The 12,803-nt window shown below is 70.2% G+C and carries 13 protein-coding genes; 5 read left to right on the forward strand and 8 right to left on the reverse strand.

Annotated features, from left to right (window positions below):
• Nucleotides 1-33: 33 nt before the first annotated feature.
• From IEZ19_RS10830 to IEZ19_RS10840, 3 genes are read right to left on the reverse strand one after another with little or no spacing between them, the layout of a single operon-like run.
• Nucleotides 34-387 carry an ASCH domain-containing protein gene (locus tag IEZ19_RS10830; RefSeq protein ID WP_189310906.1) on the reverse strand — a complete coding sequence of 118 codons (354 nt, stop codon included), beginning with the start codon at nucleotides 385-387 and terminating at the stop codon, nucleotides 34-36.
• A complete protein-coding gene (locus IEZ19_RS10835) occupies nucleotides 384-1,499 on the reverse strand; it encodes a hypothetical protein (RefSeq protein ID WP_189310907.1) in 1,116 nt (371 codons plus the stop codon). The genes IEZ19_RS10830 and IEZ19_RS10835 overlap by 4 nt, the downstream gene beginning before the upstream one ends.
• On the reverse strand, nucleotides 1,496-1,996 hold the full coding sequence (locus IEZ19_RS10840; RefSeq protein ID WP_189310908.1) for an ATP-binding protein: 501 nt from the start codon (nucleotides 1,994-1,996) through the stop codon (nucleotides 1,496-1,498). Before IEZ19_RS10840 ends, IEZ19_RS10835 begins: the two co-directional genes overlap by 4 nt.
• Nucleotides 1,997-2,100: 104 nt before the next feature.
• On the opposite strand from IEZ19_RS10840, the gene IEZ19_RS10845 reads away from it, so the two are divergent.
• Nucleotides 2,101-3,438, forward strand: coding sequence for a helix-turn-helix domain-containing protein (locus IEZ19_RS10845; protein ID WP_189310958.1), 1,338 nt, complete (start codon nucleotides 2,101-2,103; stop codon nucleotides 3,436-3,438).
• Nucleotides 3,435-4,253, forward strand: coding sequence for a class I SAM-dependent methyltransferase (locus tag IEZ19_RS10850; protein WP_189310909.1), 819 nt, complete (start codon nucleotides 3,435-3,437; stop codon nucleotides 4,251-4,253). The genes IEZ19_RS10845 and IEZ19_RS10850 overlap by 4 nt, the downstream gene beginning before the upstream one ends.
• Before the next feature lie 2 nt (nucleotides 4,254-4,255).
• On the opposite strand, the gene IEZ19_RS10855 is transcribed toward IEZ19_RS10850, so the two are convergent.
• Nucleotides 4,256-5,389, reverse strand: a complete 1,134-nt coding sequence (locus IEZ19_RS10855; protein WP_229840169.1) for an SMI1/KNR4 family protein — start codon at nucleotides 5,387-5,389, stop codon at nucleotides 4,256-4,258.
• Between the two features lie 111 nt (nucleotides 5,390-5,500).
• Between IEZ19_RS10855 and IEZ19_RS10860 the strand changes: the two genes are divergently transcribed.
• Nucleotides 5,501-6,310 carry a leucine-rich repeat domain-containing protein gene (locus IEZ19_RS10860; protein WP_229840171.1) on the forward strand — a complete coding sequence of 270 codons (810 nt, stop codon included), beginning with the start codon at nucleotides 5,501-5,503 and terminating at the stop codon, nucleotides 6,308-6,310.
• Nucleotides 6,311-6,336: 26 nt separating this feature from the next.
• On the opposite strand, the gene IEZ19_RS10865 is transcribed toward IEZ19_RS10860, so the two are convergent.
• The 4 genes from IEZ19_RS10865 to IEZ19_RS10880 form a co-directional block, all read right to left on the reverse strand.
• Complete coding sequence (locus IEZ19_RS10865; RefSeq protein ID WP_229840172.1) at nucleotides 6,337-8,049, reverse strand: relaxase/mobilization nuclease domain-containing protein; 1,713 nt, start codon at nucleotides 8,047-8,049, stop codon at nucleotides 6,337-6,339.
• Nucleotides 8,039-8,614 carry a MobC domain-containing protein gene (locus tag IEZ19_RS10870; protein WP_189310961.1) on the reverse strand — a complete coding sequence of 192 codons (576 nt, stop codon included), beginning with the start codon at nucleotides 8,612-8,614 and terminating at the stop codon, nucleotides 8,039-8,041. The genes IEZ19_RS10865 and IEZ19_RS10870 overlap by 11 nt, the downstream gene beginning before the upstream one ends.
• A 315-nt stretch (nucleotides 8,615-8,929) precedes the next feature.
• A complete protein-coding gene (locus IEZ19_RS10875; protein ID WP_229840203.1) occupies nucleotides 8,930-10,105 on the reverse strand; it encodes a DUF3631 domain-containing protein in 1,176 nt (391 codons plus the stop codon).
• Nucleotides 10,106-10,805: 700 nt separating this feature from the next.
• Nucleotides 10,806-11,000, reverse strand: a complete 195-nt coding sequence (locus tag IEZ19_RS10880; RefSeq protein WP_189310911.1) for a helix-turn-helix transcriptional regulator — start codon at nucleotides 10,998-11,000, stop codon at nucleotides 10,806-10,808.
• Nucleotides 11,001-11,121: 121 nt separating this feature from the next.
• Between IEZ19_RS10880 and IEZ19_RS10885 the strand changes: the two genes are divergently transcribed.
• Together IEZ19_RS10885 and IEZ19_RS10890 are read left to right on the forward strand one after the other, a co-directional pair.
• Nucleotides 11,122-11,622, forward strand: coding sequence for a helix-turn-helix transcriptional regulator (locus tag IEZ19_RS10885; protein ID WP_189310912.1), 501 nt, complete (start codon nucleotides 11,122-11,124; stop codon nucleotides 11,620-11,622).
• Between the two features lie 24 nt (nucleotides 11,623-11,646).
• Nucleotides 11,647-12,801 (forward strand): tyrosine-type recombinase/integrase, encoded by a 1,155-nt coding sequence (locus IEZ19_RS10890; protein ID WP_189310913.1) that lies wholly within the window; start codon nucleotides 11,647-11,649, stop codon nucleotides 12,799-12,801.
• Nucleotides 12,802-12,803 lie beyond the last annotated feature (2 nt).

Genomic DNA, 12,803 nt, shown 5'->3' on the forward strand with positions numbered 1-12,803 from the left:
GCCCCCGCGGACCCCCCTTCGCGGATGCACGATTCAGTGAGTCAGCTTCATTTCGATGGCGAGTGCGCCGAGGGCTTCCTTTTCGGGGCCGTAGATGGTGCGGATGTTCGCGAGCTGCTGGTTGCGGGCAGCGGTCGGGTTCACGTTGGAGGGGCCTTCGCCATCGAGGAGGGCCTCGAAGTCGGGGTACTCGGTGACGCGGAGGACCTCGACGTCGCAGGTCTCGTCGGTGTCCTTGATGCGGAAGCGGATGGTGTCGCCGGCGGCGAGGTCCGCGAGGTGCGGGTACTTGACCCGCACCTCGATGGTCTTGGTGCCCGCGGCGACGAGCTCGAAGTACTGGCGGTAGAGGTTGAGCTCGCGGACGCGGGCAGTGCGGTCGGTCATCGGGACGGGACGCTCCTGGGGGACGGTGCGGTGATCAGGCGGCCGATCTCGGCGGCCGAGTACGAGCGGAAGAAGTGGCGGGGGTCGGAGAGCAGGGTCTCGGTCATGGCGAGCAGCTGGTCGGCGTACTCGGTGACGGTGCCGGGCCATTGCCGGGTGTCGAGCATCCAGGGGGCGGCGCCCTCGGGCAAGGGGGCACGGCCTTCTCGTATGAGGGATTTCGACAGCTTGGCGCCGGTGTCGGTGACGACCTGGGGGCAGAACAGCCGGGCCGGGAGCTGGGTGCGCGTGAGGCCCACGGCCTGGAGGGCCTCGTCGACGAGGTGGGAGCCGAAGACCCAGTCGCCGCCCTTGACCATGACGTGCAGGGTGCCCTGGGGGCTGGTCAGGGCGAGTTCCTTGACCAGGTTGCGGTAGAGCGTGGCCAGGTCGAGGTAGCCGCCGGCGGTGGGCGTGATGGTGGCCTCGTACGGGCCGTGGTGGAGGCAGACGGCGGAGACTTGCGCTGTCTCGGGGCCGGTGAGGTGGGCCCGTGTGCGTTCGGCGTGTTTCTCGGCCCAGCCGCAATCGGGGTGCGGGCAGGGGACGCGGAGGTGCGGGGTGCCTGTGGAGGGGGCGAGCCACCAGCGGGCGGCGTCGATGCGGGGGAGGAGCCGGAGCCAAGTGCGGCGGTAGTGCTCGCCGGCCTGCTGCTGGGTGTACGTCTCGATGCGGTGAGGGATGCCCAGGCGCCTGGACAGAGCGGTGAAGAGGGGCTGGTAGAGGGCGGTGACGAGGTCGAGCAGGGCCTGCTCGCCGAGGGCCTGGGCGTAGGCGCGCTGGTAGCCGTGTCCGCTGGCCGGGTCGGTGGCCAGCTTGTACGGGGCGTTGTCGAGGGCGCTGAAGAGCACCTCGGTGGGGAGTCCGAAGCGGTCGCGCAGGCGGGCGGCCATGGCGAAGGCCAGGGACTGCACGAGCGAGGTGCCGATGTGTGGAGCGCCGTTGATCTGGGTGCCGACGACCAGCACGATCCGCTCGGGCGGGGAAGCCAGGATGCGTGGGGTCAGGACGTCCTCGGCGTGGTGGAGGGCGTTGGCGAGAACGGTGTTCGGAGAGACGGGATGGGTGGTCACGAGGTGCCTCCCTGGGGGCCGGCGGTGTGGGGCGGCAGGGACGCGGCCCCGTTCTTGGCACGGTCGAATGCGGCCCAGACGCACTTTCCGGGGCCCGTCCGCTCCTTCACGCCCCAGCTGTCGGCGGTCGCGGCGACGATCAGCAGACCGCGCCCGTCGAGGGCGGACTCCTCGGGAACGCGCTTCGTCGGCCTGTTCTCGCCGCTGTCGTGGACCTCGATCCGCAGCTCCGCGTCGAGGGAGTCGACCCGTACCAGGACCAGTCGGCCCACAGGCACCCCGTGAAGCACGGCGTTGGTGACGAGCTCCGAGGTGCACAGCCGCATGTCGTCAAGGCGGCTCGTCTCACCCCATTCGGTCAGCGTGGCGGCGACGAAGTCGCGAGCGGTACGCGGCGTGGTCCGGCGACGGGGGAAGAGCATGGTGCGGTGCCGTCCCGTGCCCGGAAGGAGGTCTGGGGCGGCATCGGTCGCCTGGTTGGTGAGTCTGCTTGCCATGGTCAACAGCAAAGCGACTTAACTCATTTGGGTCGGGAGCCAGCGTGGGGGCCAAGACGGGGGCCACTATGGGGGCCAGAGGTCACGTGTTCCTGGGGGACGGCATGGGCGACACCGGGATCGGCGCCTTGCTCGTCTGGCTGCGTACCGCGCGCGGCTGGAGCCAGCAGAGGGTCGCCGACGAGTTCAACGCCTTGGAAGGGCGCTCCGCGAAGACCGGCAAGGAGATCGGACGCTACGAGCGCGAAGCGCGGATCCCGATTCCCTACGCCCGGAGGCACCTGGCGCAGATCTTCGGTGTCGATGTCGCCCTGCTCGACCAGGCCGTTGCCACAAGTAAGGGGCGGCGTGACGCGGCCGACGCCACCGATGCCGAGATCGTGCTGTCCGCGCCGTCACCCAAGGACACCTGCGTTCGTGGAGATCCACTGTCGGAGGATGCGGTGCGTTCGGCCGAGTTCGCTCGGTTCATCGCGCACCGCAATGCTGACGAGTTCGTCGTCGAGCAGTTGGAGGCGGACGTCGGTCGGCTCGCCCGTACGTACGTCAGCCACCCGCTGATGGAGCAGTACGTCGAGATCAGGCGGTTACGGGACGGAGTCTTCGACCTGCTGCGCGGGCGCCAGCACCCCAGGCAGACCACGGACCTCTACCTTTCCGCCTCTCGCCTCTGCGGCCTGTCCGCGCACGTTTGCCTCGACCTCGGCGACTACGACTCCGCCGCCACTCATGCCCGTACCGCACGGGCCTGCGCCGAGGCTGCCGGGCACGAAGGGATGCTGGCCTGGGTACGGGCCGTGGAGTCGTTGATCGCGTACTGGACCGGTCGGTACGAGCAGGCGGCCCGGCTGGCGCAGGCCGGTCTGCGCCACAGGGCGAGTGGCAGCATCGGTGCACGGTTGGCGAGTCTGGAGGCTCGGGCGTTGGCGATAGTCGGCGACTCGGCTGGGGCGCTCGCCGCCCTGTCAGATGCTGAACGATCCCGTGAGACGGTCTCGGGTCGGGACGAGGTGCCGGGAGTCTTCGACTTTCCGGTCGCCAAGCAGTTCGCCTACGCCGGGACGACCCTTCTGGCCGTAGGCGGACAGGAACGCGTTCAGAAGGCCATCGTCAGCGCTGAAACGGCGATCCGGCTCTATCGCGGTGCGGACGGCGATGACCAGTCCGTGGGAGACCTGTTCGCCTCGCACCTCGACCTCGCCCATGGACATCTGCTCCTGGGTGACCTGGACGGCACCGAGGAGATGCTCGGCTTCGTCCTTACAGCCTCGCCGGAGCGCATGTCGGCCAGCATCGTGCGCCGGCTCATTGTTCTCGGGCGGGAGCTGGAACGGCCGCAGTACGGTGGAGCCGCGCAGGCGGTACACCTGCGTGACCGACTCCAGCACACGGCCGTCCGTGCGTCCCTGCCCGCCGCCCACCCTCCGGAGTTGCCGACGTGACCGACCTGTCCGCTGCCCACGACGCCGCCGTCACCGATCGGGGCCGCCTTGCGGGTAGTGCCTACAACGGAGACCGGGACCTGGCCGCCCGGCAGTCGCTCTACCAGTGGCAGACGCCTCGGTATGACCTGCCCGGCCTCGTCGCCGAGCGGCTGGGCGACGTACGCGGGCGCGTCGTCGACATCGGCTGTGGCAATGGCAAGTTCATCCAGCGGCTCCGCCAGGACCGCCCCGATCTGTCCCTGCTCGGCCTCGACATTGCCCCCGGAATCCTTGCCGGCGTCCCCGGCCCGGTTGCCGTGGCGGACGCGACGAGGCTTCCGCTGGCGGCGGGGAGCATCGATGCCGCTCTCGCGCTTCACATGCTCTACCACGTGCCCGACATCCCCCAGGCGGTCAGGGAACTGGCCCGGGTCGTGGCCCGCGACGGGCTGGTGGTCGCCTCCACCAACGGCGACCGCGACAAGGCCGAACTAGACGACCTCTGGCAGCGGGCCGCCGGCGACGTCCTCGGCATCGACCGCGGGCCGGCCAGGATCTCGCTCAGCGCCCGTTTCTCCCTGGAGAAGGCTCCGGCCTTCCTCGGCGAGGAGTTCAGCCGCGTAGAGGTTGTCGAACTGCCGGGGACCATCGCGGTCCACGACCCGGAGCCTGTCATCGCCCACATGGCTTCGTACCGCGCCTGGGCGGATCAGCACGACGTGCCCTTCGACGCGACCATCGACCGCGCCCGCACACTCGTTGCCGACCACATCGTCCGCTACGGCGCGTACGAGATCACCTGCCTTGGAGGGATCCTCGTCTGCCGCCGCTGAGATCAGTCCAGCGGCGGCCAGGGCCCGTCCAGCAGGCGGCCCGCCTCCTCGACGATCTGTTCCGCCAGGTGTTCCCGGTCTCCCTGTCGGATCGCCGCCCAGTCGTTGTAGGCGTCGGTCTTCTCGACCAGTGGCTTGAGCTGCTGCGGGCGGGCCAGTGCGCCCCACCCTTCGTATGTGATCAGGTCAGCGCCGGCGCCGGAGGCCAGGCTGCCGTTCACGATCAGCCGGAGCCACCAGCGGACGAGTTCCCAGCGGGCCGCTTCCCAGGGGAGGTCAGTGGTGTCGGCCGGGAGGTCCTGGAGCAGGCCGAGTTCGCCCAGCACTTGGTTGAAAAGGGCGTCGGCCTGCTCGTGCTCGGAGCGTGACAGGCCGGCGAGGAGGGGGAGGGACTCTGTCTCGACGCCGAGGACCAGGGCCGTGAGACCGGCTTCGATGAGCTGCTCCGGGCGGTGTCGGCGGCCGATCAAGCGTTCCAGGGCCAGCATCCGGATGCAGTCGACGGCCTCCTGCGCGGTCACGGCGTACGGAGTGAACGGCGTGGGCGCGGTGACGTCGATACCCGGTCCGCCCTCCACGAAGTACGACCAGAAGTCGACGGTCGCGTGGGCGAGGAGGCCGCTCGATCGGCCGGCGAATTCGTGGTGGATGTAGTCGGTGAGGTCGTTCCCGTAGAGGATGATGTCGGTCTGGTAGACGGACAGGACGGGGTGACCGTGCTCGCCCTCCGTGCCGGGCAGGTAGCGGTGCCCGTAGACCGGGACCAGCTGCGGCACGCTCCCCAGCTCGGTCCTCGCGGCGCGCAGTGCCTGGGATGTCTCCGCCGGCCTCGACGGCCAGGCGGGATGCCAGAACCCGTTGTGCTCCACGTCGAAGAGCACGCCCTCCACCGGCCACGCCAGCCGCCCGGCCAGGTCCCCGGGGTCGCCGTCGCGCCAGTCGGGCCACCGCGACGAGCCGTGCGGGAGCCCGGCGGAGAGGAAGACCCGGTGATCCGCCGAGAAAGTGAAGCCGAACCGCGCCTCGACCGCGTCGAGCTCCCGCTCGGTGAGCCCCGGTCCGATCTCGGTTCGGAGCATGCCCTGAAGGGCACGGGCGGCGTCCAGGGTCAGTCGTGGGGTCGACGGCGTGTTCACGCCTGCCAGCGTAGTGAGCGGTACGGCCGCATATGCCGGAGGTTGTGGCAGTCCGCTATCCCGTCGCATATTCGCTGCGACGGCCTGCGACGATCTCGATACCGTGGCGCCATGACGGACAGGGGAGAGCCGCAGGTTGTTGCGAACCGATGGGCCGATGTTTCGGACCCAGTGCTGGGAGGGCGTGGGACCTTCCGGGACCTCTGCTCCTGCTTCGACCAGTCCAGGCCCCATCCGCGAGCCCGCGTCGGGTTCCACGCCGAGCGGCAGGACCCCACCGCGCCGGGCTGGCGACATCTGCTGGAGCTGGTCGAGGAGGCCGCCGCCGACGGGCGCGAGGAGTTCAAGCCGCTGATCGAGCTGAGCCCGGAGGAGCGGCGGCAGGTCGTCACCCTGCCGCCGACCATCGCCAAGCTGACGGCGGTCAAACACCTCGTGCTCTACGGCAGCAACCTGGTCCGGCTCCCGCCTGAGATCGGGGCCATGACCAGCCTGGAGGAATTCACCCCGTACACCTCCTACCGGCTGCACTGGTTCCCCTACGAGATCACTCGCTGCCGACGATTGACCCGCAGTACGGTGAGCACGCGAGCCCTCTTCGGCAACTTCAAGCTCCGGCCGCCCTTCCCGAAGCTAACGTCGTCCCCGGACTCACTCACGGGCCTTGATCCGGAACGTCTGGATCCCGGGCGCTGGGGTCCCACAGCCCTCCAAGGCTGCAGCGTCTGCGACGGCCCGATTGCACAAGGCGGACTTCAGCAGGTGTGGATCTCCCTGCGCGTGGCCACAGACGTGTTGCCGCTGCTGGTCAACGCCTGCTCGCCGGAGTGCGTCGCCTCCCTCCCAGACGGTGCTGATAACTACATCCCCACACCCCACAGGGGCGGTCGAGTAGATCAGCCGCCGTCCTACTGGGACTGATCGGTAAGACGGCTTCGGAAGCTCCATCACCGTCGAAAGCGTGGTCCTTCCGCAGGCGGTATTCCGTTTGCTTTCACGGACGGTGGGGTGGATGCGGCGCGAGGCGCGGGCATCGGTCGGCCGACACCTACGGTTCCTTGTTGGCGTGCTGCTTGTACCCGCTTGTTGGGCTGGGACGTGATGCGCCAGATCAGGACCTGGGCCGGATGCTCGACGGTGTCTAGTTCGCGTTCGGAGGCGGTCTGGGCCAGGAGCTGGCGAGGGTGATGGCCGGCGGACTCGGCGTAGGCGAGGACCGTGACGAGGGCGGGCCAGGCTGGGTCGGTGAGGATGCGGTCGGCTTGGGCGGGGATGGTGTGGCGGATGGCGGCCTCGAAGCGGCTGGCGGTTTCTGGGCGGGGTGTGCGGCGGGCCAGGTCCGCCAGGACGGGTGTGGCGGCCTGCTGGTAGCCCGCCTGGAGGTGGCGGAGGGCTTCTTCGGCTGCTGCCGCTTGTTGTTCGTGGCCGTGCTGTTCGTGCCACTTGGCGGCGGCGCGGGCCAGGTGCACGGTGGCGAAGAGCAGGGCGATGGCGAGTCCGCCCGGCTCGTTGGAGGCGTAGGCGAGTTCCTTGGCGGCCTTGCGCAGGGCGGTGGCGGCCTGGTGGTCGGCGTGGGTGGCGGAGTGGCGGGCGCGGTGGAACGCCATCGCTGCCGATCGTAGTTCCACCCGGTGTGGGCCGGTCGTGGCGCTGGCGATGTTGTACAGGGTGTCGCCGAAGGCGGCCAGGTAGCCCTGGGCGGCGGCATCATCGCCGGAGTCGAGGACGGTGCGTGCCGGGTGCATGGCGGTGGTGGTGTGCCGCCATGAGTCGGTGGAGTCCGCCGCACACCGGGGCTGGTCGGCCGCCTTCTGGTTGGGGAGGCGTTCGCGTAGGCGGTTGATGGAGAGGTCGGGGGCGAGTTTCGAGCCCCCGTACCAGACGGGTTCGCCGGCCGCGTTGGTGTCGCCGGGGGCGGCGAGACTGTAGCCGATGACGTCGCCGGTCTCGGGGCCGTGGCGGGTTTTGACCTTGATGCCAAGGGACTGCAGCACGGTGAAGTAGTCGGCCTCGGTGTGTACAGCGGCGGCGACCGCATAGGCCCGCTCGCGCAGCCAGTGCCGTGCCATGACCGTCTGGCCCTGGCGCTCGGCCTTGGCGCGTTCGGCGCCGGTGGGGGTGCGGGGCGCGGTGAGGTCGCCGGACTTCAGGCGGCGCAGGCCGAACTCGGCCTCAATCTTGCGGCACTCTGCTTGGGCCCGCTGTCCGTCGCGGTGGGTGCGCGGGCGACGTCCGTCGGCGCGGACAGTGGTGGCCATGATGTGAATGTGGTCGTCCGCGTGGCGCACCGCGATCCACCGGCATGCCTTCTCGTCGGCCTCGGGAGCGACGCCGGCAGCGTGAACGATGCGGCGGGCGACCTCGGCCCACTCGGCGTCGGTGAGGTAGCGGTCGCCGGGCGCGGTGCGGACCGGGCAGTGCCAGACGTGCTGGGATGGTTTCTTGCCGCCCAGTTCGCGGGTGCGCAGGTCGACGTGGTGGTCGAGGCGCTTGGCGAGCTGGGAGTAGGTGGCCTTGGGGTCGCGGCCGGGGTCGGGGGCGCCGGCCATGTCCCAGGCGGCGACGATGTGAGGGTCGGTGTGTTCGTCGCGGCGGCCGGGGCCGAAGAGGTAGGCGATCAGTCCGCGGGTGTCGGAGCCGGTGGAGACGTCAGGAACCATGCGCGGTGCCCTCTGCCAGGAGCTGGTCGATCAGTCGGTAGCTGCTCTCGGCGGCTTGCTCGACGTGGTCCAGCACGGCCTCGGCACGCTCGGGCACCGTTCCTCGATGGATGGCTGCGGTGATCTGGTTGAGGTTGCCGCCGATGCGGTTGAGCGCGACCGTGTGTGCCTCGACGGCCTCGATCAGCGGGCGGAGGGGATCGTCCTCCGGGCTGCCGACCAGTCCTGCCCCGCCGAGGGCGACGGCGAGGGCGGCGTCGCCGACGAAGCCGGCGAACTTCTGACCGCGCTGGTGAGCGGCGGCGCTGATCACGCTTACAGCGGTCCGGGTGAAGCGGATGGTCTTCTCCTGGTCGCGCTTTTCCACGGTGCGCTTGCGGTTCATCAGTGCGGGCAGGACGGGGGCGTCGAGGTCTCGCCAGGAGGGCTGCTCGGCGGGCGGTTGGACGTCGGCCGGCGGCTGGGTGGGAGGGGCAGCGGAGTCGGGCGCGGGCGGGCAGCTGGTCTCGGCTGTGCCCTCCTCCGGCTCGGGCGCCCCCTGGCGCTCGGCCTTCTCCTCCGCCACCCCTGGGGCGGGGGCAAGCGCGGACGAAGCCTCGTTAGAGGCTCGTTCGCTCCAGCTTGCTGCTGATCGACGGGTCAGGCCGAAGAATCCCTTGCGGCGGCGGGTGGGGGTGTTCTCGGTGCTCGTTTCGGGCATGGTGCTGCTCCGGTAGTCGTGTGGGGTGGGGCTTCGTCACGTCCGTTGCATCCGTCCCGTAGCTGGTCAGGACAGGTACGGAGGCGGTCGCAGGTACGGAGTGATCCGTATCGGCGAGGAACTCCGTCCCCGCGCTGACCTGCGCAGGGACGGATGCGACGGATTGATACGGAGCTGGTGTCAGCGCGTGGGCCTGGGGCCGGCAGGCCCGCCAGGCGGGCCGATGGGCAACGTCCCCGACGGAGGGGCCAGTGGCTTGCCCTGGGCCCGACGTGTGGGCGCGGCTTCGCCGGTTGCGGGGGCCGGCTGGGCGGGGTCGGGGCAGTAGCGGGCCCAGGCGTCGAGGAACTGGTTGCGGGCGTACGCCTTGGCCTGCCGGCCGTTCTCGAAGCGGTGGTTGGCCGGGCTGATGCCGAAGTCGCGCAGCAGGTTGGCCAGGTGGTAGGCGTTCAGGCCCTTGGTGCCGTACTCGGCCCATGGCGCCTCGGCGTCCTGGATGAGGGCGGCGAGCAGGTCCTGGCTGCGCAGAGCCTCCCTGTGGCCCTCCTGCTCGAACACGCGGCGGACGTCGCGCAGCAGCCGCGTCTTCAGCGTCGTCTGCTCGTCCTGGACCACCTCGTTGCGCGTCATCGCCAGGCAGGCGGCACGGGCCCGCGAGGGCCAGTGCCCGCCGGCCAGGTCGGCGACGATCACCAGGGGCTCCCAGGTGTCGGCAGCCCGGTCTTCGACCGGCATCGGTGGCACCAGCCGGTGCGCTGCCCCGCGCAGCGGTGTCAGCCATGCGGACAGCCGGTCGCGCAGCGCGTTCAGTTCCGGGACGGAGTGCCGGGAGCGGAAGGGGGCGACCTTCTCGCCGGGCTTGCGCTTCTGCATACGGAGCACGACGGCGCGGTCCATGATCGTGTCCGGCAGGTCGCCGATCCCGGCCAGCGCGGCCATGGCGAAGGTGGGGAACGCGGTGGGCTTGTGCTCCGGGCCGGAGATCCGCCAGGCGGGGCGGTTGCGCTGGTGTCCGGCGTTGAGCAGGCCCCGGAGGTCCTCCTTGTCGCCGGCCTTGGGGCCGAAGATGGTGTCGGCCTCGTCCACCAGCAGCGTCGGCGGGTCCTCGCCGATGATCCGGAAGACCACCGCCGGCGAGGTGTTCACGGTCATCATCGGCCGGGAAACGGTCTCGTGGAGCACGTCCAGGACCCGGGACTTGCCGCACCCCTTGGTCGGCCCCACCACCGCCAGGCGCGGCGCGTGCTGGAGGGCGGGCTGAATGTGGGAGGCCGCCACCCAGAGGGTGACCGCGGTAAGTGCCTCCTCGCTCGGCAGCACGACGTACCGGCCGATCGCGGCACGCAGCTCGTCCAGTACGACGGTCCCGTCCTGGTCCCGGTCCGCCTTGAGGCTGGCACCCTCGCGGCCCCCAGTCCCCGGTCCGGGTTCGGGGACCGTCCCCGGAGCACCGTGGTCAACCCGGACCGACGGTCCGGGTTCGCCGGCCGACTGACCAGAACTCTCCGTCCGGTCCTCGGCTTCCGGACCGGGTCCATGGCCCGGGTTCCCGGTCCGGTCCGGTAGGCCACTGAGCTGCGCGTTCTCCGCCGGTCCGGGTTCCTGGTCCGGGTTGTCCGGAACTCCGGTCCGGGTTTCGGTCGCGGGTCGTTCCGGACCGACCGGACCGACCGGACCGACCGGACCGACCGGACCGACCGGACCGACCGGACCGACCGGACCGACCGGACCGACCGGACCGACCGGACCAGCGGCACGGTCCGGTCGGTCGCCGGTCCCCGGAGAGGTGGACCGGTCGTCCGCTCGGTCCGGACGGTGCCACGGGATGCCCTGGCCGGGGACCGCAGCGGCAGGCCAGACGACCTTGTGGGATGTGTTCGAGGTGGCGGGGGACGTAGAGTCCTCCATCGACGTTCCTCTCAGGTGAAGGACGGGACAGGCAAGGTCCCGCCCCTCACCGGTTCGTTCGTTCAGGGATGGGCGGCGTGCAGGGGAATCTCCGGCCCTCGGCGTTGGCGCGCCGGGGGCCATTGCTGTGTCCGGGCCCGTCGGCGGCTCACGAGGCCAGGCCCCATTCCTCCTGGCCGGCGATCAGCGTGCGCTCGTAGCGCAGCAGCTCGGCCTCGGGGTACAGCACCCGCTTGCCGACCTTGATGCCGCGCGGCCCCTTCTTGATGTGGCGCCAGTAGCGGACGGTGCTCTCGGCTGTGCGGTAGCGCTGGGCGACCTCGGCGGTGGTCAGGTATCGCATGCATTCCCATTCGGCTAGGTGGCGATTCGATCTGCATAGAGTTGTACCCGACGATCCCCGGTTACCCAAATCGGGAAGCCCATGTTTCAATTCGGATAGCGACGGTGGTGATGGAGGTTCGATGGCAGGCGACAGGCCCGAGGGCGGCGAGGTGCCGCTGCTCTACAGCGAGGGGAACGTGGCCGCGCGCGTGGCATTGGAGCGCGAGGTCAGAGGGTGGAGCACGACCGAGTTGGCGGAGCGGGTGACCAGAGCCGGCGTCAAGATGAACCAGACGGCGGTCTGGCGCATCGAGAACGGCACCCCTCGCCGGCGCATCAACCTCGACGAGGCCCTCGCCTTCTCCCGCGTCTTCGAGCTCCCCCTCGAAGAGCTGATGTCGCCACCCCTGGAGGGGCTCGACATCGACAGCCGGCGGCTCGTCCAAGAGGCCGTCGAAGCGTTCTACGAGGCCCGCGACGCGCGCGACCGCCTCCACCACGCCGTGGTCGCCATCGCCGACCACATCAAGGCCCACCCCGACAGCTCGCGGGCCATCCACGAGCAGTGCCTCCGCCTCATGGGCGACGAGCGGGACGCTCGCACGCTCAGCAACGACATCGCGGACGGCGGCCACTACTGACAACCGACACGAAGGAGAGGCCACTTGGCCAACATCCAGAAGCGCCCCAACGGCAAATGGCGGGCCCGCTACCGCGACCTCGACGGCAAAGAGCACGCCCGCCACTTCGAGCGGAAGCTCGATGCCCAGCGCTGGCTCGATGAGGTCACGGCCAGCATGGTCACCGGCCAGTACGTCGATCCCCGCGCCGGCCGCGTGACGTTCGAGAAGTACGCCGAGAAGTGGGAGGGCTCGCTCATCGCCAGCGAGGCGGGCGAGCGCATCACCGACAACGCGCTCCGGCTCCACCTCGTGCCAGCGCTGGGCGCCCGGTCCATGGCGGCGATACGCCGCAACGACATCCAGGTGCTCTTCAAGCACCTCTCCGACCAGCTCGGCCCCGGCAGCGTGCGGAACGTCTACGACGTCCTCGTACGCGTCATGACGGCGGCCGTGGACGACAAGGTCATCGCCTCCAGCCCGTGCCGCCGGATCACCCTCCCGGCCATGCCGGACGAGGAGGTCACCCCGCCGACGGTCGAGCAGGTCGAGGCGATGGCGCGTGTGATGCCGCCGTACATCCGCGCGGCGATCGTCACCCTCGCCGGATCAGGGCTGCGCATCGGTGAACTGCTCGGCCTGAAGGTGTCGGACGTCGACTTCAAGGCCGGCACCATCCGGGTCGATCGGCAGCGGCTTCAGTCCGGGAAGATCGGCCCGCCGAAGACCGCCAAGTCCCGGCGTACGGTCCCGGTCGGGGAGGTCGTCACCGATGCGCTCCTCGCGCATCTCGCAGCACGTCCGTCCAGGGAGTGGCTGTTCACGATGGAGGAGGGCGAGCCGCTCAACTACCGGCGGTGGAAGACCGAGTGGAATGGGGCTCGAAAAACGCTCCAGGCGGCCGAGAACGAGGCCGCCGAGCGGGAGGGCCGCAAGCCCGTCGAGCTGCCACACATGGTGACCCACGACCTGCGGCACTTCTACGCCTCCGCGCTCATTGCTGGCGGCGCGAGCGTCAAGCAGGTGCAGTTGGTCCTCGGGCACGCGTCCGCCGTCATCACGCTGCGGATCTACGCGCACCTCTGGCCTGGGGAAGAAGACCGCACCCGGGCCGTCATGGACGCCGTGCTCGGCGGCCTGCGGACCGGGTGCGGACAGCTAGGCGATGTGACCCGCGAAAGTGCGGGTCAGGCGGCCTAGGC

It is taken from the genome of Streptomyces brasiliensis, from assembly GCF_014647875.1.
Lineage (GTDB): Bacteria > Actinomycetota > Actinomycetes > Streptomycetales > Streptomycetaceae > Streptomyces > Streptomyces brasiliensis.

What these genes read in the sequence shown, in the direction of transcription:
- IEZ19_RS10830 (WP_189310906.1), bottom strand. Translation starts at nt 387, where the DNA reads ATGACCGACCGCACTGCCCGCGTCCGCGAGCTCAACCTCTACCGCCAG.
- IEZ19_RS10840 (WP_189310908.1), bottom strand. Translation starts at nt 1,996, where the DNA reads ATGGCAAGCAGACTCACCAACCAGGCGACCGATGCCGCCCCAGACCTC.
- IEZ19_RS10845 (WP_189310958.1), top strand. Translation starts at nt 2,101, where the DNA reads ATGGGCGACACCGGGATCGGCGCCTTGCTCGTCTGGCTGCGTACCGCG.
- IEZ19_RS10860 (WP_229840171.1), top strand. Translation starts at nt 5,501, where the DNA reads ATGACGGACAGGGGAGAGCCGCAGGTTGTTGCGAACCGATGGGCCGAT.
- IEZ19_RS10865 (WP_229840172.1), bottom strand. Translation starts at nt 8,049, where the DNA reads ATGGTTCCTGACGTCTCCACCGGCTCCGACACCCGCGGACTGATCGCC.
- IEZ19_RS10880 (WP_189310911.1), bottom strand. Translation starts at nt 11,000, where the DNA reads ATGCGATACCTGACCACCGCCGAGGTCGCCCAGCGCTACCGCACAGCC.
- IEZ19_RS10885 (WP_189310912.1), top strand. Translation starts at nt 11,122, where the DNA reads ATGGCAGGCGACAGGCCCGAGGGCGGCGAGGTGCCGCTGCTCTACAGC.